Here is an 18847-nt window from a genome sequence, read left to right on the forward strand (position 1 = left end):
ATCGGGAAGAAACGCTTAATAATTGATAAAAAAAGACTTATCCGTGCTACGCCGTAGATGAAACAAGGATCTGTTGTGTTGTTCAATTGATATTTTTATGTCTCGTTTGTGGCCGGTGCTATACTCTGTGGACGGGATAAAAGTTCTTGCCTCTTCGTTCATAGAATACCGGGTAGATGCCTACAATTCGGGCTATGGCTTTGAGGTGCTTTCTATATATTGGTTCACGATCTGCTTGGTATGCTCTATCAGTTCGGTTCCTCCATAGTCGCCATGTCCGGGCACGACGTAGCGGGCTGAGGGGAACTTGGCTTTTACCTTATCGAGAGTTTTCGGCCATGCCGTCACGTCCGCGTCCGAGATGTTGCCGATGCTTGTCGACTGATTGTCTTTAAGCATACATCCGCCAAAAAGGATATTCTCTGTCGGCAGCCAAACCACGATATTGTCGGTCGCATGTCCGCCTCCTAAATAATAACATTGGAGAGGCATGCCGTCCAGGCTGACGGTCAGTGAATCGGTGAATCCATGTTCCGGTACGGGCAATCCTTTTTCCTTGGCGAGGTCTATCGTCATTTGGTTCGCGTATGATTGGACACCTTTCTTTTGCAGGTAACCCAGTCCTCCAATACAATCGCCGTGCCAGTGGTTCGGGATAAACGTGGTGACTTTGGCATGCAAAGAGTCCGCCACCCAGTTGACCAGCGTTTCCGTTTGTGCGTCATTGATCGGTGTGTCCAGCAACGCTGCCTGATGGTTGTTGATAACAATCATTCCGTTGGAAGGTACCATGCCCCATCCTTCGATTTCGGCGAGGGATACATAAGTGTACACTTTGTCAGAGAGTTGGGTGATACTGATGTCATCGGATATTTTTACGCTTTTCTGTGCCATAACTGCAACAGGGAAAAGCATGGAGATAAGGATAAATACTGTTTTCATTTTATTCTTTTTATATGCTTTATTCAAACTAACATCTACATCTTATGGTTGTTTTCCCGATGTTGGGAAAGTTTAGTACCTTGAAGGTCCTTCATCCGTTCCCGGCGCAAAGTAAGCAGATCCCTGTTTTCCTTATTGCGCCTGATCATATCAAAAACAAATCCCGAGAAACTCATATACAGTAGTTTTTATCAGTGAAGTAGCATAACGAATATAAAAATAGAAAATAATTCGGGATTCTCTTTGCTTATCCGTAACCTATTGCTTTTTAGGCCTTCTAAAACTTTCTGCTTTTACTACTAATACCCCTATCTCTTTTGTCCCCTGTTATTTTTCCGCCCACTCCAAAATTGTGGAGCTCTTTACATTCACTCCCAAAAGATGTGCTTTGGCCAGGATGTTTCGTGCCAACTGCGCTTTATACTTTTCGGGCGCATACCTGAAGTAGGCTTCTGCCGCGCGTACATGGGCGGCATCGTGGATGGGGAACTCTCTTAATTCAGGAATACCGAATTCGGAGGTATCCAGTTCTTTACGTTCACTTGCTGTCAGTTTGTCGGACGGTTTTGGAGTAAAATCGGACATGATCATAAGAATTTAATGTTAAACTTAGTGTAATAACAAATTGGGGACGATTATGATTGAATGATAGTCGAATTTTTATGGTTAAATTTCCATTCGATAGTTGTTAAGGAGGAATGGATCTTGAGAAATGGCTATCTCTGCGGATCTTTATTAGACTTCATGATAGACAAAACGAAAAAAGTCAGATATGATGTATTCTCTGTTTTCGTAGTGATGCTTGATGGTCGTTATGACCGAATGGGAATGGACGGGTGAGAAAGAGATTATCTTTCTGGAGATGGTAGCGCCCACTGTCGGCTTGTGGGTGATTGATAAGCGAGTTTGGAAGTCTGGCGTTAGCAGATAATTTCTACTTGCTGAGGCGGGTAATTACCATAATCTGTTGTCACGGTGGTAAGCCAGCATTTCTGCGAAGCGGTGCATGTGCTGTTGGTTGGTTCCGCAACAGCCTCCGCAGATTTTTAACGGAAAGTCCCACAGTAGTGTCATCAGCCTGCTTGCCAACTCTTCCGGTGAAGAAGAAATCAGATGATCGCATCCATCCAGTTCCTCCGGACTGAGGTTAGAGGCATTAGCTTGGATACCCTGAAAACGTTGTCGTACCAAGGGGGTATCATTTCTAGGATGTCGCAATGCCTGATGCAGTACATCGGGATGTATGCAGTTGGCCATATAGCAAAGGGGACGGGTAGAAGTTTCCTTTTCGATGGCATCGATAGCATCGTGAATGAAAGTACCGTCTATCAGACGCCCGTCACGACATACCATGAAACTGATGATGTAAGGTAGTCCTGTTGCAGCCATGGCATTGGCCATCCCGATGGCTTCTGTCAATTGCGGCATGATGCCGGCAAACAGATAGTCCGCTCCCGACTGTGCCAACGTGCGGACTGTCGGGAAATGAAACTCCATAGCTTCTTCTACCGACAGATAGTAGCGGCCGTCATACGCATTGCCGCGGCATCCGGCCAATCCACCGATATATACGGGAGTGGAGGCCTTGTCACGAAAGCGGGAAAGAAAGGTCATATTATCTGCCAGTACATTTTTATGTCGGTAGTCGGACTCAGCTATTTGCTCGATGTTCGCTCTGCGGGTGGGAGTCATTAGCATCAGTGGCAGGCGGAATTCAGTGGCTATTTGCAGGTATTGTCGGTAGACGGATGCCAGAACCTCACGATGGGAGTCGTTGTAGATCAGTGCGGCGTGCATAATATATTTGTCCAATGGAATGTGAAACTCGTGACGCAAACGTTCTACGATAGCACCTTCGGTGAGAATAAAAGGAGAAGTCCGGAATAATTCTATAAAAGATAGCTGTTCCATAAAAATGACTTTAGAAGTTTTACTTTACATCCGGCAACAAATATAGGATTTATCGGCTCACCCTGGTCATCTGTCCTCAGTAGATTCACATCCTTTTGTAATCTTTCAGAAAAACAAGAGGTTTCGTTTATTTATAGTTCTTTATAAAACCTCTCTCTTCATCGTTGATCGTTCAAAGCATTCATCTACAGTCCCTCCTAAATCCTTCCATTAACCATTTGGCAAGTGCCTGCCGGTTGGAGGGGATCACCAGGCGACGCTGGTCGAAGGTATTCTGGATGTTACCCAACTCAACAAAAACAGAGGCGGGCGTGGTGTGGGCCAGAACATAGAGGTTGCGTCCGCTTACGGTGCCCGAAAACCCCCGGTTAGGTTGATGCTTGCCGTATTTGGACTCGAAGGTTTCCTTCATGTTTTTGGCGAGGCGCTTACTCTCGGCTTTGCGGTTGGAGTGGTAAAAGAAGACGTCGGTCTGGGTACCTTTGCTGCGACTGTCCACATGAATGAAGATGGCGCGGCAGTATTTATACTTCTTGCGGTCTTTACGATAAAGGGCATTGATTTTGTCGCAACGCTGCTGAAGGCGCTGTACCTGGTTCAGCGGGATGGGAGAGCCCATGCAGGTTTCACGTTTACTGTTCGAGAGATAAGCCTCGTCACGGATGCCGTCTTTGGCATCTTGAATGATGATACGGACTTCGGCACCCTCCTGCATCAGATTGCGGGCAAGGCGAAGGGCGATGTCGTAGGCATATTCGTCTTCGTGGAGTTCGTGTTTGCCAACGCGTCCGATGGCGCCCGGATCGGGACCGCCATGTCCGCTGACAACATAGAAGCAGGTACCGGCAAGGCGATTGGAAGTGACCTTGACATTTGAAAGCCACTTCCCGAAGAGCGGCTCGTTGACTTCCGTACGGCGCGGGTGATGTGCGGATGTCTTTTCGGCTGCTGCCTCCGTCGTTTTTCCGGAAATGGCGGCTGACGCTTCCTTGACAGGGGGAATCAGGTAAGTGACACCCATTTTAAGAGTTCTGCTCTTCCCTAGTTTGGCTTTGTTGAGTTCGATGAAATCATTGTAGTATTTCTTCGGGGCGCGGTTGTGGCGCAGGAGGAAGGTAGAGATACCTTCACCGGATCTGGGAGTGGCTTTCTGCTGTGCCCGCAAAGCCGGGGCAGTCAATAAAAGACAGAAGAACAGGAGAAGACAGAGTTTTCTTTTCATATCGCTACGTATAAAAGATGCAGGCTCGGGCTGCTGTGCTATTGTTTGACTTCTAAGGTGAATTTTTGCTTTTTCGCTCGCAAAGATAGCCTTTTAAACCAATAATTTTCTCTACTTTTGCGTCGATATAACTTTTTTAAGGCAATATAATCGTAAACTCAATATCATTATGGCAAAACAATTCAAGCCCGAAACCCTGTGCGTACAAGCAGGATGGACTCCGAAAAAGGGCGAGCCGCGCGTGCTGCCCATCTATCAAAGTACTACTTTTAAATACGAAACCAGTGAGCAGATGGCCCGCTTGTTCGATCTTGAAGACAGCGGTTACTTTTATACCCGTCTGCAAAATCCGACGAACGACGCTGTAGCCGCCAAGATTGCCGCTCTCGAAGGAGGTGTGGGAGCTATGTTGACTTCCAGTGGACAGGCTGCCAATTTCTATGCCATATTCAACATTTGCCAGGCGGGCGATCATTTTGTTTGTTCGTCGGCCATCTACGGTGGAACGTTTAACCTTTTTGGCGTAACGATGAAGAAATTGGGTATCGATGTCACTTTCGTCAGCCCCGATGCTGGTGAAGAAGAGATTTCGGCGGCTTTCCGTCCGAATACGAAAGCACTGTTCGGCGAGACCATCTCCAATCCGTCACTTGAAGTGCTCGACATTGAGAAATTCGCCCGCATTGCCCATAGTCATGGTGTGCCTTTGATTGTTGATAATACATTCCCGACACCGATCAACTGTCGTCCGTTTGAGTGGGGAGCCGATATCGTGGTTCACTCCACTACTAAATACATGGACGGGCATGCCACCAGTGTAGGCGGCTGCATCGTAGACAGCGGAAACTTCGATTGGGAAGCCCATGCGGACAAGTTCCCGGGACTCTGCACACCGGATGAATCGTATCACGGACTGACCTATACCAAGGCTTTCGGCAAGGGCGCTTATATGACAAAGGCAACCGCGCAATTGATGCGTGACCTGGGCAGTATTCAAAGTCCGCAAAACGCTTTCTTGTTGAATCTGGGCTTGGAGACGTTGCATTTGCGCATGCCTCAGCACTGTGGCAATGCACAGAAGGTAGCCGAATATCTTGCGCAGAACGACAAGGTGGCATGGGTAAACTATTGCGGTCTGCCGGGCAACAAATACTACGAACTGGCGCAGAAGTATATGCCGAATGGCTCGTGCGGTGTGATCTCTTTCGGCTTGAAAGGCGGTCGTGAGTTGTCCATCAAGTTTATGGATTCGCTGAAGCTGGCGGCCATCGTTACCCATGTAGCCGATGCACGCACATGTGTGCTTCATCCCGCCAGTCATACGCATCGCCAGCTGACAGACGAACAATTAATAGAAGCCGGTGTTCGTCCGGATCTGATCCGCTTGTCGGTGGGAATCGAAAATGCGGATGATATTATCGCGGACATCGAACAGGCGCTGAACGCATAAGATACCGTTTAAAACAGGAAAGCCCGTACATCCTTTTTGTTAGAGAAGAGGTAGTACGGGCTTTTTCTGTGCAGCCCGGTACACAAGGTACCGGACAGACAGTCGTCATCATTTAAGAAAGGTTGAAAAGTTAGGCTGTATTCTTCTGTTAAGAATTTCTTTCTCCGGAGGCAGTTTCCCTGCCTCCTCCCAATGCCTGATACAAGGTGATGACTCCCTGGATTTCGGTAAAGTGGTTGGCCACCTGGGAGAGTTGCGCATTAAGCAGTGTCTGCTGTGCGGTGAGCACTTCCAGGTAAGTCGTGTTACCATGCTTCATCAGTAGTTGCGTGCTGCGTGCAGCATTCTCCAGAGAGGCTACCTGACGGTTGAAATAGGCCGATTTGTCTCGTGCCGTCTGATATTGTACCAGAGCATTGTTGACTTCACTCCCGGCATTGAGTAAGGTCTGCTCAAAGCTGAGGCGTGCCTCTTCCTGCTGAGCCTTGGCTATGCGGAGTTGGGCGATGTTTGCTCCGCGGTTAAACAAGGGCTGGGTAAGAGAGGCTACTGCTGTGGCAAGAAACTTACCGGGGTTGACAATCATGGCACCTGCCGAATTGGTCCATCCCGCACTGCCACTCAGTGTGATCGAGGGGTAGAAGGCGGAACGGGCGGCATTGGTAGTGTAGAATGCCTGTGCCAGCGACTGTTCGGCACTGCGTACGTCGGGCCGGTTGGAGAGTATCTGCAGGGGTACGCCTACCGATAGATTCTCCGGGAGCTGTTGGTCGGCCAGACGTCCGCGGGGGATACGGTGGGGGACATCCGCCAGCAGCAAAGAAAGGGCGTTCTCGGCTTGGTTGAGCTGTTCTTGCAGATCGAGCAGAGTCGTACATATATTATAATAGGTAGCTTCGGTTTGCGACAAGGCAGCTTCGGTCACCATTCCCGCTGCTTTCATGGCACGGGTGGTGGCGACGCTCTCTTTCCAGGCAGCTTCCGTAGCGGTGGAGATTTCGATCTGGGCGTCGAGCATCAACAAGGTAAAATAGTTGTTGGCCACGGCGGCAATCAGTTGGGTCTGCACCGCCTGTTCATAATCTCGGCTTTGGGCCACGACAGCTTGGGCACGACGTTTGGCATTGGTCAGTCGGCCAAAGATATCGATCTCCCAACTGGCACTGACGGGCAGTGAATAGGTCTGAGTAGCTTTTCCGCCATCGAAGCTGCTTGCCGTACCTTGCGGAGAAAGTGAAAAAGCCGGCAGATAGGAGAGGCGTGCGGAAAGCAAGGTAGCTTCAGCCTCTTTCACCCGTAAGTGGGCAGTGCGCAGATCGGTGTTGCGCACGAGGGCAGAGTCGATCAGTACGCGCAGATACGGGTCGGTGAAAACCTCCCGCCAGCTGAGGTTGCCGAAGTTGGCGGCAGTATCACTTCGTTGGATTTCCGGATCGGCGGAAGTCAACCCGGGGGTGTCTGTTCCTTCGTGTCCGTAAAGTCCGTCGGGAATCTCCGTGACGGGTTTGTATTTGGAGTAGATGCCGCAACTGCTTAGGGCGAGGATAGCGGCAAGGGATATGATTAACTTTTTCATGCTTGTTTATTTATTTTAGAGGGCGATTCTTAGCTTCTTCTTTTTCGTGTTCACTCACTTCCTGCTCTGTCTGAATCTGCCAGTCATGACTTGGTTCTATCTGTACGGGACGTATCCGTTCCTGTAGCCATTGGAAGGCAATGAACAGCGACGGTACGATGAACAGCAGTGCCAGTGTACCGATGACCATGCCACCTACAGCACCTGTTCCCAACGAGCGGTTACCGTTTGCACCTACGCCGCTGGCTACCATCAGCGGGAGTAGACCGAAGATCATGGTCAATGCCGTCATTAATATCGGGCGCAGGCGGGCTTTGGCGGCACTCAATGCAGAAGCAATCAGTCCCATGCCTGCCTTACGGCGTTCGGCGGCATATTCCGTCAGCAAGATGGCGGTTTTGGCAAGCAATCCGATGAGCATGATCAGTCCCGTTTGCAGGTAGATGTTATTCTCCAGCCCGAACATGCGTGCGAAAAGGAATGAACCCATCAGACCGCAGGGTACGCTCAGGAGGACGGCAAACGGGATCAGGAAGCTTTCGTAGAGTGCACTCAGGATCAGGTAGATCATCAGAAAACAGATGCCGAAGATGATGGCCGTCGTACCGCTTTGCTGATTCTCTTCGCGGGTGATGCCTCCGTAATCGTATCCATAACCTTTGGGCAGGGAAGTGGAAGCTGTCTCCTGAACGGCACGGATGGCGTCACCCGTACTGTAGCCATCGGCCGGCATGGCATTTACGGCAATAGAGTTGTACATATTGAAACGGCTCAGTGATTCGGCGCCATACGTACGGGTCAGTGTGAGGAATTGGCTGAGGGGAGCCATCTCTCCGTTAGACATGCGTACGAATGTATTGTTCAGTGACGCTTCGTCAAGCCGGTACTGCGGGTCGGACTGGATCATCACCTTGTACACCTTTGAGAATCGGTTGAAGTTGGACACATACTGTCCGCCATAGTATCCGGAAAGAGTACTCAATACCTGGTCCGGTGTGATACCGGCACGCTTGCATTTCGACGGATCGACTTCGACCAGCCACTGCGGATAGCGCACGTCGAATGTAGAGTAGGCCATGGCGATTTCCGGACGTTGGTTGAGGGCTCCCAGATACTGCTGTGTGGTCTGGAAGAATTCATTGACGTCTCCTCCGGTCTTATCCTGCATGTGAAGTTCAAGTGCGTTACCCATTCCGTAGCCCGGAATCATACCCGGTGAGATGGCGAATACACTGGCATCCTTGATGTCTGCCGTCCGTCCGTACACTTGTCCGATCACTGCCTGCACATCATCTTCTTTTCCGGGGCGTTCGTCCCATGGTTTCAGTTTCAAGATCAGCATACCGAAGGAGCTTCCTTGTCCGGCCAGCAATCCGTATCCTGCCACCTTTTGCACATGCTTCACTTGTGGAATCTGTTCCATGCGTTCCTCGATACGTTTCATTACATCGTCTGTCGTCCGTAGCGAACTGCCTGCGGCCGTACTGACGTTGACGAATACGACGCCCTGGTCTTCATCGGGCACAAGACTGGTTTTTGTTGTATTCATCAGTACTACCAGTAAGGCGATGGAAGCTATCAGGAGTGATCCTGTCAGCCACCGGCGCTTGATGAAGAAGAGAACGATGCCTTTGTATTTTTCTACCACAACATCGAAAGCTGCATTGAATGCTTTACGGAAACGGGCGGCGAAGTTCTGTTTCTGGGTACCGTCTTCATTGATGTACGGTTTCAGTAGCAGGGCGCAAAGTGCCGGACTCAGTGTCAGGGCGTTTACTGCCGAGATACCTACCGCAACGGCCATTGTCAGTCCGAATTGAGTATAGAACGTACCCGATGTGCCGGACATGAACGATACGGGGATAAAAACTGCCATGAACACCAATGAGGAGGTGATGACGGCATTACTGATTCCTTTCATGGCATCGACACTTGCCATATAGGATGATTTGTATCCCACGTCAAACCGTGCTTGCACGGCTTCGACCACCACAATGGCATCGTCCACTACCGTACCGATGACCAGTACCAGGGCAAACAACGTAATCAGGTTGATACTGAATCCGGCTATCGCCATGAAAGCGAACGTACCGATAAGTGATACAATGATCCCCACCAGTGGAATCAGTGTTGAGCGGATATCCTGCAAAAAGACATACACGACAAGGATAACCAACAGAATGGCTTCCAACAGTGTCTTCACCACTTCGTGGATGGAGGCATACAGGAAGTCGTTGGACGACATCAGTTGTGTCAGTTCCACTCCTTGGGGAAGTTCTTTCCTTGCCTCTTCAAGGAATCGGTTGATTTGGTTGTTCACCTCTGTGGCATTGGAGCCGGCTGTCTGGAAGAGCATACACGAGACACCGTTATGCCCGTCCGTCGTACCACTGTAAGCATAACTTTCCTGTCCCAGTTCGATTGTGGCGATATCTTTTAGTTTCAGCACCTGTCCGTCGTCGGTGGAACGGATCACGATCTCACCGAATTCTTCCGGTGTGATTCGGCGTCCTTTGTATTTCATGGTATATTGATACGTTTCATCGGAATTTTCACCGAACGATCCGGTGGCCGACTCAATGTTCTGTTCCGCCAGGACAGTCGATACGTCCGAAGGGATCAGCCGGTATTGTGCCATTACGTCCGGTTTCATCCAGATACGCAAGCTATAATCTCCTCCCATAATCATCATGTCTCCGACGCCCGAGATACGGAGAATCTCAGGTTTGAGGTTGATGCTGATATAGTTGGCCAGGAAGGCTTCGTCGTACGAGTCGTCCGGGCTGTGGAGCGAGAACATTTGCAGGATACTCGTCTGCCGCTTCGAAGTGGTGACACCTACTTGGTTTACCTCCGAGGGGAGCTGTCCGGTAGCTTTGGAAACTCGGTTCTGTACATTCACCGCCGCCATGTCCGGGTCAGTCCCCTGTTTAAAGTAGACGGTGATAGAGACTGTTCCGGCATTGGTAGCGCTGGAGGTCATGTAGGTCATGTCTTCCACACCGTTGATGGCCTCTTCGAGTGGTGCGATAACACTCTTTTGCAGAGTTTCTGCGCTGGCACCGAAGTAGCTGGTGCTCACCATGATGGTGGGCGGGGCAATGTCCGGATATTGTTCTACGGGTAGCGTAAACAATCCGATAATCCCGACCACGACAATGGTTATGGATATAACAGCCGATAGGACAGGCCGTTCAATGAAAGTTCGTAAATTCATAATATTCTTGTTAGTAATACGTTTAATAAGTGGATATTAAAAGCCGGCTTACTTGGATGGGCGGCTGTGGCAGTTCGGTTCATCATTCACCATTTATTGTTTTTATCTCTGTTCCTTCGCGAAGCAATCCTACACCTTCTGCCACAATCACGTCGCCGGGCTGCAAACCGCTCTCCACAATGTACTCCTGCCCGCCGTTCACACGTGTCACCTGTACCGGAGCGGATTGCGCTTTTCCGTCCACAACCTTATATACAAATACTTTATCCTGTACCTCAAATGTGGCGGCTTGCGGAATGACCAATGCACCCGCTTTTTCTGTCGGTACAATCACATTGCCCGCGCCGCCGCTGTGCAACAATCCTTCCCGGTTGGGAAACACTGCTCTCAGGCTGACTGTTCCGGTGTTCCGGTCTATCACTCCGCTGATTGTCTCGATTCGTCCTTGTTGCGGATAGTCCGATCGGTCATTCAGTTGGAGGCCGATTTCCGGCATTTGTTTCAGTGCTTCTTCCTTCGATCCGTAGCGTCGGATCAGTCCTAAGAGTTGGTTTTCCGTCATCGAGAAGTAGACGTACATGTCCGAGTTGTCCGAAACGGTAGTCAGCGGTTCAGGCAGACTGGCACTCACCAACGTTCCTACCCGATAAGGCAGTGTTCCCACCACTCCGTCCGCCGGACTTTTTACCAATGTGTACGATAAGTTGTTCCGGGCGTTCACCTCCTGAGCCTTCATCTGTGCCAATTGCGCTTGTGCTGCCAAAAGAGAGTTTTTGGCCGTACTCAGGTCGAAGGCCGAAACCACATTCTGCTTATATAATTCCTGTTTGCTGTCATATGTCAGTTGTGCTGTAGCCAGTGAGGCTTTGGCTGCTTCCACGTTTGCCAATGCTGTCTGCAGGGCAGCTTCGTAAGGCACTTGGTCGATGATGAACAACGACTGTCCCCGTTTTACCCGTTCTCCTTCGCTGACACACACCTGTGTCAGTGTACCGCTCACTTGTGGATAGATTTCGATGTCTTGGCGTCCGCGTATTGTTGCTGAGTACGTACTCGATAGCGTCCGGTCGGTAGGCGCAAGGGTTATTACTTTGTATCCCGATTCTACAGTTGCCTGCGGTGCTTGTTTGCATCCGGTGGCGGCCAAACAGCAGGCGAATAATATAGCCTGCTTTACTTTACTAACCTTTTCAATCATAATTCCTATTTAATTTTGTCGCGGCAAAGGTAGAGCGTTTTCACTGTCGACTGCTTTTCATACCCGCCCCAGTATTGTTCATTATCGGAACAGTATGCGGGCTAATTCACTAAAAAGACCTACTTTTGTAGGCAAAATAAAGAACATGATATGGAAAAAAGAAATCCGCTTACTCTCACGCTCGACCAGCCGTTTGTGGCAGGGACCGATGATTTTTCTCCCTTTTACAACCGTTTGCATAAACTCAATTGTGCCATTATCCTTTATTGCCGTGCCGGCCGTGGTACAATGGCCATCGATCTGAAGAAATACGAGATAACGGTAAATACCCAGGTTGTACTCCTTCCGGGTGCTGTTATCAGCCTTGATGAGAAGAGCGATGATTTTCGGGTCTCCTTTTTTGCTTCACATATTGAAATGTTTCGTGAGGCCTGTATCCGTTTTGAACCCTCCTTCTTTCATTTTATAAAAGAGAAGCCCTGTTACACACTTCCTTCCGAATTTACCGCCCCCATTAACGGTCTCCTGCATGCTACGTCTGCTATTTATGCCGATACCGATCATCGTTTCCGCAACCAGATAGCGCGTAATCACCTGCAAAGTTTCCTGCTTGATGTATACGACAAAGTACACCGCCTTTTCACCCATAAAGAGATTGAGGGCGGCAGTCGTCCGAACGAACTTTTTCATAAGTTCGTTGCTCTGGTGCACGAATATTGCTGTTCGCAACGGGATGTCGTTTTCTATGCAGGCAAACTCTGTATTTCTACTAAGTACCTGACGAGCATCTGTCGTTCGCTGACAGGTCATTCGGCCAAAAAAGTGATTGATGATTTTACGGCACTTGAAATAAAGGTACTCCTCCAATCGACCGATCTCAGTATTCAGGAGATAGCAGACCGGCTGAATTTTCCCGACCAGTCGTATCTGGGTAGGTATTTTAAGCGGCACGAAGGGGTTTCGCCGATGGAGTACAGGGCGGAATTGGCAGGATAAGGTTTCTGTCAGGTCAAACTGGCATTATGTTATTAATATTGACTTATAAAGCATCTATCGAAAAGGTGATCGAATTGTTGGAAGCACACTGTTGCTATCTGGACAAGTATTATGCTGCCGGAGTCTTTCTTGCTTCCGGGCCGCAGGTGCCCCGGACGGGGGAGTGATTCTTTGCCGTGCTCAGAGCCGGGCAGAAGTAGAAAAGATTATCGGGGAGGACCCTTTTAATGCTGTGGCAGACTATCGGGTGATAGAGTTTGAACCGAATAAGTCGGTAGAAGGATTCAAGGAACTTTTAAAAATAGGTTGATATGAAGATTGTGTTCAATAATATCCGTAGTTGAATGGACAGACATCAGGAGAATGTGATATTGTAAGGAGGTGGTTTACATGGCGTGCTTTCAGGAGTGAGTCTCCTCTTTATTGCCCCGATGTGATTAAAAACAAGCTTTTGAGAGGATTATTGAAAAAATCTCCCTTCCCCAGTCACATAATTAAAAAGAAAGATGTAATTTTGCATGCCAAAAAATAACTTATCTTATGGCAGTTTACGTAGAAGAAGTTTCAAGAACTTTCGGTGAATATCTACTTATTCCCGGTCTTACCACCAAACAGTGTGTACCCTCCAATGTCTCTTTGCGCACCCCGCTGGTGAAACATGCGGCAGGCACACAAGCAGCAATCGAATTGAACATCCCTTTCGTTTCGGCAATTATGCAATCGGTTTCCGGTCCCGAACTGGCCATCGAGTTGGCGCGTAACGGAGGACTCTCGTTTATCTTCGGTTCGCAACCCATCGCCAGTCAGGCAGAAATGGTGCGGAAAGTGAAGAAATTTAAAGCCGGTTTTGTGACCAGTGATTCGAATCTGACGCCGGAACATACGTTGGAAGACGTACTCCGGCTGTTGCGCCAGACCGGTCACTCTACTATCGGAATAACGGATGACGGTTCGCCAAACGGACATCTTCTGGGATTGGTAACCAGCCGTGACTATCGTATCTCCAGAGACCCGCTGGATAAAAAGATCAAAGACTTCATGACTCCTTTTGAGAAGCTGATTGTGGGTGAAGTGGGACTGACACTGAGCGAGGCCAACCAGATTATCTGGGATCATAAACTCAATACACTTCCTATTATCGACAAAGAAGGACGTCTGGCTTACTTTGTTTTCCGCAAGGACTACGACAGCCACAAGGAGAATCCGAACGAGGTGTCGAGTCCCGACAAGAAATTGTTGGTAGGTGCCGGTATCAATACCCGTGACTATCAGGAGCGTGTCCCTGCCTTGGTAGAAGCCGGAGTAGATGTGCTCTGTATCGATTCTTCGGATGGTTACTCGGAATGGCAGTATGAGACCCTGCAATGGATCAAGCAACAATATGGAGATAAAGTGCTGGTAGGTGCCGGCAATGTGGTAGATAAAGAAGGTTTCCTCTATCTGGCAGAGGCTGGTGCCGACTTTGTGAAGGTGGGTATCGGAGGTGGATCTATCTGTATCACCCGTGAGCAGAAAGGTATCGGACGCGGGCAGGCGACTGCCCTGCAAGATGTGGCTCGTGCCCGCGACGAATATCAGGCACGGACGGGTATTTATGTACCTATTTGTAGTGATGGCGGATTGGTGCACGACTATCACATGGTGCTTGCCCTTGCCATGGGAGCCGATTTCCTGATGATGGGTCGTTATTTCGCACGTTTTGACGAATCGCCTACCAAGAAGCTCTGCATCAAGAACAACTACGTGAAAGAGTATTGGGGCGAAGGTTCAAATCGTGCCCAGAACTGGCAACGTTACGATATGGGTGGAACGGAATCGCTTAAGTTTGAAGAAGGTGTAGACAGTTACGTGCCTTATGCCGGCAAGATGAAAGACAATCTGGCGGCCACTCTGAGTAAGATCAAGGCTACGATGTGCAGTTGCGGTGCTGTTACCATTCCCGATTTGCAACAAAATGCCAAGATCACGCTGGTCTCATCCACAAGTATCGTAGAGGGTGGAGCGCACGATGTGATCCTGAAGGAAAAAGGATAATGACGGTCATTCCGTTTCTCGCAATAGCGAGTTAAGAATACGGATATACAGATAAATGTAGAACAGGCGGACTGATGCGGATTCCAGGTGGGGTACATACCCTCCGGAGGTCCGTTTCAATCCGCCTGTTCCGTATCAGATGTTCACTGAACGCAAAATGTCGGTTGTTTTATTTCTCAACGATTGTTCCCGGAAGACAAAAATATTATCTTTTCGGATAAACAAACCTACTCAAAAGAATGAAACCTGTTTTGTATGCCTGAGTACAGTGAAAAAGTACGGGAGAAGTCATGCTGCGTTGTTCTATAGCCGCTTGTGACTTTTACTGTGTGTTTCCTCCAAATATTTTATAAATAATTTTCTGCAGGAAAAGCGTTTATCCCTACAGCAGGAAGTTAGTATACGCTTGCCCCTTTAATTACGATTTTCTCCAGTAGTTCTTGCATCTTTCCGATTACTGGTTCGGCTTCCAGCCCGTATTCGGCCGCCATCGTCCTCATCTGTGGAAAAGTGATCCATACGCTTCCGTTCTTGTCCTCCCAAACGGAGATCTTCAGCGGCAGTTCGATCGAGATACTCGGGTTGTCCTGCATCAGTTTTGTGCCAACTTTCGGTGAACCGAAAACGATGACCTGGTTGGGGCGGAGTTGTAATCCCACTTCTTCGGCGTTTTTCCCGTGATCGAACTTGGCAAAGACGGGAACGCCCATCGTGTGGAGGGTCTGCTCGATGCGCGTCATGGTTTCGGGCACGCTGAACTGGCTTTCATAAGTATAGAGCAGGTTGTCGTTGGCTCCCGTACCCATCTTATCACTGTCGAAAGCGGCTGCGATACGGCGTCCCAGATTTGTCAGGTCTACCCCCTCTTTATTGGCCAGTAGGGTAACGCACACTAGTTCCGAGGCGTCCGTAAATCGACTCAGGAAAGCCGAATGGCCCGATACGTTGCCTTTGATGTCCATCAGGCCGTTGTGGTTATAGAACTGCCATCCTGCCATGGCAGGTACTACCTTGCCGTTGGCCAGCCGGGTTGGCTTGTACACCATGTCACGGTTTTCGGGCTTTTCGATCAATGCACTTCCCGCCAATCCGATGTCCCAGTGGCTCACATTCTCGGCTGATGCCCAGATGTCGGAGAATCCTTTCAGTGCCGTCGGGCTGACAGCCGGTGCGGCGACAAGGCGACCCTCTTTTTCCACATATCCGGTAGTCGTTTCCGAGGGATTGATGTAGTCTTTATCTTTTTTGAATGTCTGATGCACGTTGCCGGTGAGGGTCACGTCCTCCTGTTTTACTTTCGCCAGGTCTTCGCCGAAGAATGTCTGTTTCAGTCCCAGGTAGTCGATCTGATACTTTTTCACAAAGTCGTGATACGGCATCTTGCCGGCCTTTTCGATGATAGAAGTCAGTAGCAGAAAGTTTGTGGCGCTCTGTTTCACGTCTGTCCCCGGTTCGAAGGTGAGCGGAATGGCGGCTACCGTTTCGATCAGTTGTTCCGGGCGATAATCGGCCGATACATCGAATCCCTTTTCATTACGATAGTCCGCAATGCCCGAACTGTGTTGCATCAACTGAAGGATACTGATCGGTTTCCAGTTTTCAGGTATATCTTTCAGGTACTTGCCGATCGGGGCGTTCAGGTCTAGTTTTCCTTTTTCGTAGAGCTGCATCACTGCCACGGCTGCATATCCTTGTGAGATGGGACCGATGGGCCAAAGATTCTTGGCAGCGGCAAGGTTTCCTTTTTCAAGGTCCGTCACTCCGTAGCCTGCTACACGCGGAATATAAGGTGCCTGTACGATGGCAAGTGTCATGCCCGGTATTCCCTGTTCTTCCATAAAATCGTAAATCATTTGGTCGATGGCTTTGCCTTGGTAGGCAACATGCACGTTTCCTCTGCCGGCTTGCGGTAGTTGGTTCTCATACTTCTTCATAATGGTTCCTCCGTTCTGTGCCGATATCGTTGCCGATGTCAGCAGTACGACTAAAATTAATAAATTCTTTTTCATAACGTTTTGGGTCTTCTTTTAGTTGTCTCAATCTGATGTCGCAAAGATAGACGGCTTTCAGCTAACGGGAAATAGCGATATCACATGTTGAATAGGCGATTATTCCCGAATGCGAAAAAAACTCTCGATAGTTTCTGTCTAACGCCGTATAACATAGGTATTTAAAAAGAGAGAGGGGAGGTGTCGAAACTCGTATTCACCCTCCTCTCTCTCATGATTGCTTTATCCGCCAGCCGTTTACAGCGGCATGTTTCCGTGTTTCTTCGGCGGATTCGTCTGCATTTTGTTTTCCGTCATCTCCAATGCCTGTATCAGGCGTTTACGGGTCTGCTTCGGCAGGATGATCTCGTCGATGAATCCCAGTTCGGCAGCCTGGTACGGAGTGGCGAACTTCTCTTTGTAGGCATCCAGTTCTTTGGCTTTGGTCTCTGCGTCCGCCTTGCGGAACAGGATGTTTACGGCTCCCTCGGCACCCATCACGGCAATTTCCGCACTCGGGTAGGCAAAGTTCACGTCTGCTCCCGTCTGCTTGGAGTTCATCACGATGTAAGCGCCACCATAGGCCTTGCGGGTGATCACAGTCAGCTTGGGCACTGTGGCCTCGGCAAAGGCATACACTATTTTGGCACCGTGGCGGATGATGCCGTTGTTCTCCTGCGTATATCCCGGCAGGAAGCCCGGAACGTCTTCGAACGTAATCAGAGGAATGTTGAAACAGTCACAGAAGCGGATGAAACGGCTTGCCTTGTCGCTGGCATCGATGTCGAGCACACCCGCCAGGTATGCCGGCTGGTTGGCCACGATACCTACCGAGCGTCCGGCTAAGCGGGCAAAACCGATGATGATGTTCTTGGCAAAGTTCTGCATCACTTCAAAGAAGTAGCCTTCGTCAACAACCCGTTCGATGATCTCTTTCATATCATACGGTACGTTCGGGTCGGCGGGGACGATGCTGCCGAGTGATGCGTCTTCGCGGTTGATGTCATCGGTGCAGTTTTGTTTGCGCGTTTCGTCCATATTGTTTTGCGGGAGGAAGGATAGCAGTTCGCGGATCGACATCAGCAATTCTTCCTCGGTGTTTGCCATGAAATGCGTCACACCACTCTTGCTGCTGTGCGTCATGGCACCGCCCAGTTCTTCTTTGCTGACTTCTTCGTGGATCACCGTCTTTACCACATCCGGTCCGGTGACGAACATGTGGCTTTTCTCCTTCACCATAAAAATGAAATCCGTCAGTGCCGGAGAGTAGCAGGCACCTCCGGCGCATGGACCGAGGATAGCCGAAATCTGCGGAATCACGCCGCTTGCCATCGTGTTCTGGTAAAAGATGTCGGCATAGCCCGACAGGCTTTCGATTCCTTCCTGGATACGTGCGCCGCCCGAGTCGTTCAGCGCGATGATAGGCGCGCCGTTCTTCAAAGCCAGTTGTTGTACCTTGACTATCTTCTTAGCATTCGATGCCGAGAGCGAACCGCCGTAAACGGTGAAGTCGTAAGCGTAGATAAACACTTGACGGCCGTCGATCTTTCCGTAACCCGACACCACACCATCGCCCGGAACCTTGTTACGGTCCATGCCATAGTTGGTGCAGCGGTGCACCATCAGTTTGTCGAGTTCCACAAATGTGCCCTTGTCCAGCAACATATCGATGCGTTCGCGGGCAGTCATCTTTCCGCTCGCATGTTGTATTTCAATTTTGGCAGCGCCTCCGCCTTGGGAAGCGATACGGTCACGCTCTTCGAACGTGGTATAGGCTTTATTTACTTCTTCCATTGTCTTTCTATTATTCGTTATTCTAACGTTATCAGCGTCTGGTCTCCGGTGATATTATCACCTTCCTGTACCAGAATCTCTTTAATCCGGCAGTCCGAAGTCACCTTGTAGTTACTCTGCATCTTCATCGCTTCGATGACAATGACAGTTTCTCCGGCTTTCATCTCCTGTCCTGCGCTGACGGGAATTTTCACTACCTTGCCCGGCATGGGCGAAATGATGCGGTCGTTCTGTATTTCTTCACCTTTCTTGCGCATCCGCAGATATTTTGCCTGACTGTCCACAATCTCGACGTTGAAACTACTGTAGTGTGTATTCACTTTGTAACTCTTTCCGTTCTCTTTGCGAATCAGTTGGGCGTTGGAGCTTCGCCCATCCATCAGGATGTTGCAATTCCCGTTCTCTGCCATGACAACGTCCGCTTCGAACGTTTTTCCGTCGATGGTGAGTACCACTTTGTTATCTTCTTTGCTGACCAGTTCTATCTCGGCCACGCGATTTCCTATATGTATTTCCATA

Annotated in this window: 14 protein-coding genes and 2 pseudogenes; 5 read left to right on the top strand and 11 right to left on the bottom strand. The window is 49.5% G+C overall.

Going from position 1 to position 18847, the window contains the following annotated elements:
- Positions 1 to 192: 192 nt before the first annotated feature.
- From cfiA to FDF36_RS12070, 3 genes are all read right to left on the bottom strand, one after another.
- Positions 193 to 942 (bottom strand): CfiA family subclass B1 metallo-beta-lactamase, encoded by a 750-nt coding sequence (cfiA, locus tag FDF36_RS12060; protein ID WP_220391483.1) that lies wholly within the window; start codon positions 940 to 942, stop codon positions 193 to 195.
- Positions 943 to 977: 35 nt separating this feature from the next.
- Positions 978 to 1118 (bottom strand): hypothetical protein, encoded by a 141-nt coding sequence (locus FDF36_RS12065; protein ID WP_220391526.1) that lies wholly within the window; start codon positions 1116 to 1118, stop codon positions 978 to 980.
- Between the two features lie 151 nt (positions 1119 to 1269).
- A complete protein-coding gene (locus tag FDF36_RS12070) occupies positions 1270 to 1533 on the bottom strand; it encodes a hypothetical protein (RefSeq protein ID WP_220391484.1) in 264 nt (87 codons plus the stop codon).
- Between the two features lie 156 nt (positions 1534 to 1689).
- On the opposite strand from FDF36_RS12070, the pseudogene FDF36_RS21465 reads away from it, so the two are divergent.
- Positions 1690 to 1861, top strand: a pseudogene (locus FDF36_RS21465) (HPP family protein); the annotation flags it as partial.
- 35 nt (positions 1862 to 1896) lie between these two features.
- Here the strand turns inward: FDF36_RS21465 and FDF36_RS12075 are convergent.
- Both FDF36_RS12075 and FDF36_RS12080 read right to left on the bottom strand, forming a co-directional pair.
- Entirely contained in the window at positions 1897 to 2853 is a 957-nt protein-coding gene (locus FDF36_RS12075) for a homocysteine S-methyltransferase family protein (RefSeq protein WP_220391485.1), read from the bottom strand.
- Between the two features lie 181 nt (positions 2854 to 3034).
- Positions 3035 to 4075 carry an N-acetylmuramoyl-L-alanine amidase family protein gene (locus FDF36_RS12080; protein WP_220391486.1) on the bottom strand — a complete coding sequence of 347 codons (1041 nt, stop codon included), beginning with the start codon at positions 4073 to 4075 and terminating at the stop codon, positions 3035 to 3037.
- Positions 4076 to 4244: 169 nt separating this feature from the next.
- Between FDF36_RS12080 and FDF36_RS12085 the strand changes: the two genes are divergently transcribed.
- Positions 4245 to 5525, top strand: coding sequence for an O-acetylhomoserine aminocarboxypropyltransferase/cysteine synthase family protein (locus tag FDF36_RS12085; protein WP_005790318.1), 1281 nt, complete (start codon positions 4245 to 4247; stop codon positions 5523 to 5525).
- Positions 5526 to 5673: 148 nt separating this feature from the next.
- Here the strand turns inward: FDF36_RS12085 and FDF36_RS12090 are convergent, their stop codons facing one another.
- The 3 genes from FDF36_RS12090 to FDF36_RS12100 all read right to left on the bottom strand — a co-directional run bounded on the left by FDF36_RS12090 (position 5674) and on the right by FDF36_RS12100 (position 11516).
- On the bottom strand, positions 5674 to 7101 hold the full coding sequence (locus tag FDF36_RS12090) for a TolC family protein (protein ID WP_220391487.1): 1428 nt from the start codon (positions 7099 to 7101) through the stop codon (positions 5674 to 5676).
- Between the two features lie 10 nt (positions 7102 to 7111).
- The gene (locus tag FDF36_RS12095; RefSeq protein WP_005790313.1) at positions 7112 to 10318 is read right to left on the bottom strand and encodes an efflux RND transporter permease subunit; all 3207 of its coding nucleotides are present in this window, start codon (positions 10316 to 10318) and stop codon (positions 7112 to 7114) included.
- Between the two features lie 82 nt (positions 10319 to 10400).
- Entirely contained in the window at positions 10401 to 11516 is a 1116-nt protein-coding gene (locus FDF36_RS12100) for an efflux RND transporter periplasmic adaptor subunit (protein ID WP_149919444.1), read from the bottom strand.
- A 150-nt stretch (positions 11517 to 11666) separates the two neighbouring features.
- Here FDF36_RS12100 and FDF36_RS12105 point away from each other — a divergent pair, with 150 nt between their 5' ends.
- The 3 genes and pseudogenes from FDF36_RS12105 to FDF36_RS12115 all read left to right on the top strand — a co-directional run bounded on the left by FDF36_RS12105 (position 11667) and on the right by FDF36_RS12115 (position 14546).
- Positions 11667 to 12512 carry an AraC family transcriptional regulator gene (locus tag FDF36_RS12105; RefSeq protein WP_005802510.1) on the top strand — a complete coding sequence of 282 codons (846 nt, stop codon included), beginning with the start codon at positions 11667 to 11669 and terminating at the stop codon, positions 12510 to 12512.
- A 23-nt stretch (positions 12513 to 12535) separates the two neighbouring features.
- Positions 12536 to 12822 (top strand): annotated as a pseudogene (locus FDF36_RS12110) (YciI family protein).
- Between the two features lie 230 nt (positions 12823 to 13052).
- Positions 13053 to 14546, top strand: a complete 1494-nt coding sequence (locus FDF36_RS12115) for an IMP dehydrogenase (RefSeq protein WP_005802512.1) — start codon at positions 13053 to 13055, stop codon at positions 14544 to 14546.
- A gap of 395 nt (positions 14547 to 14941) precedes the next feature.
- On the opposite strand, the gene FDF36_RS12120 is transcribed toward FDF36_RS12115, so the two are convergent.
- The 3 genes from FDF36_RS12120 to FDF36_RS12130 form a co-directional block, all read right to left on the bottom strand.
- Positions 14942 to 16555 carry a serine hydrolase gene (locus FDF36_RS12120; RefSeq protein WP_220391488.1) on the bottom strand — a complete coding sequence of 538 codons (1614 nt, stop codon included), beginning with the start codon at positions 16553 to 16555 and terminating at the stop codon, positions 14942 to 14944.
- Positions 16556 to 16792: 237 nt separating this feature from the next.
- Positions 16793 to 18328, bottom strand: coding sequence for an acyl-CoA carboxylase subunit beta (locus FDF36_RS12125; RefSeq protein WP_220391489.1), 1536 nt, complete (start codon positions 18326 to 18328; stop codon positions 16793 to 16795).
- Positions 18329 to 18345: 17 nt separating this feature from the next.
- On the bottom strand, positions 18346 to 18846 hold the full coding sequence (locus tag FDF36_RS12130) for an acyl-CoA carboxylase biotin carboxyl carrier protein subunit (protein WP_220391490.1): 501 nt from the start codon (positions 18844 to 18846) through the stop codon (positions 18346 to 18348).
- Position 18847 lies beyond the last annotated feature (1 nt).

The organism is Bacteroides fragilis, assembly GCF_019583405.1.
GTDB lineage: Bacteria > Bacteroidota > Bacteroidia > Bacteroidales > Bacteroidaceae > Bacteroides > Bacteroides fragilis_B.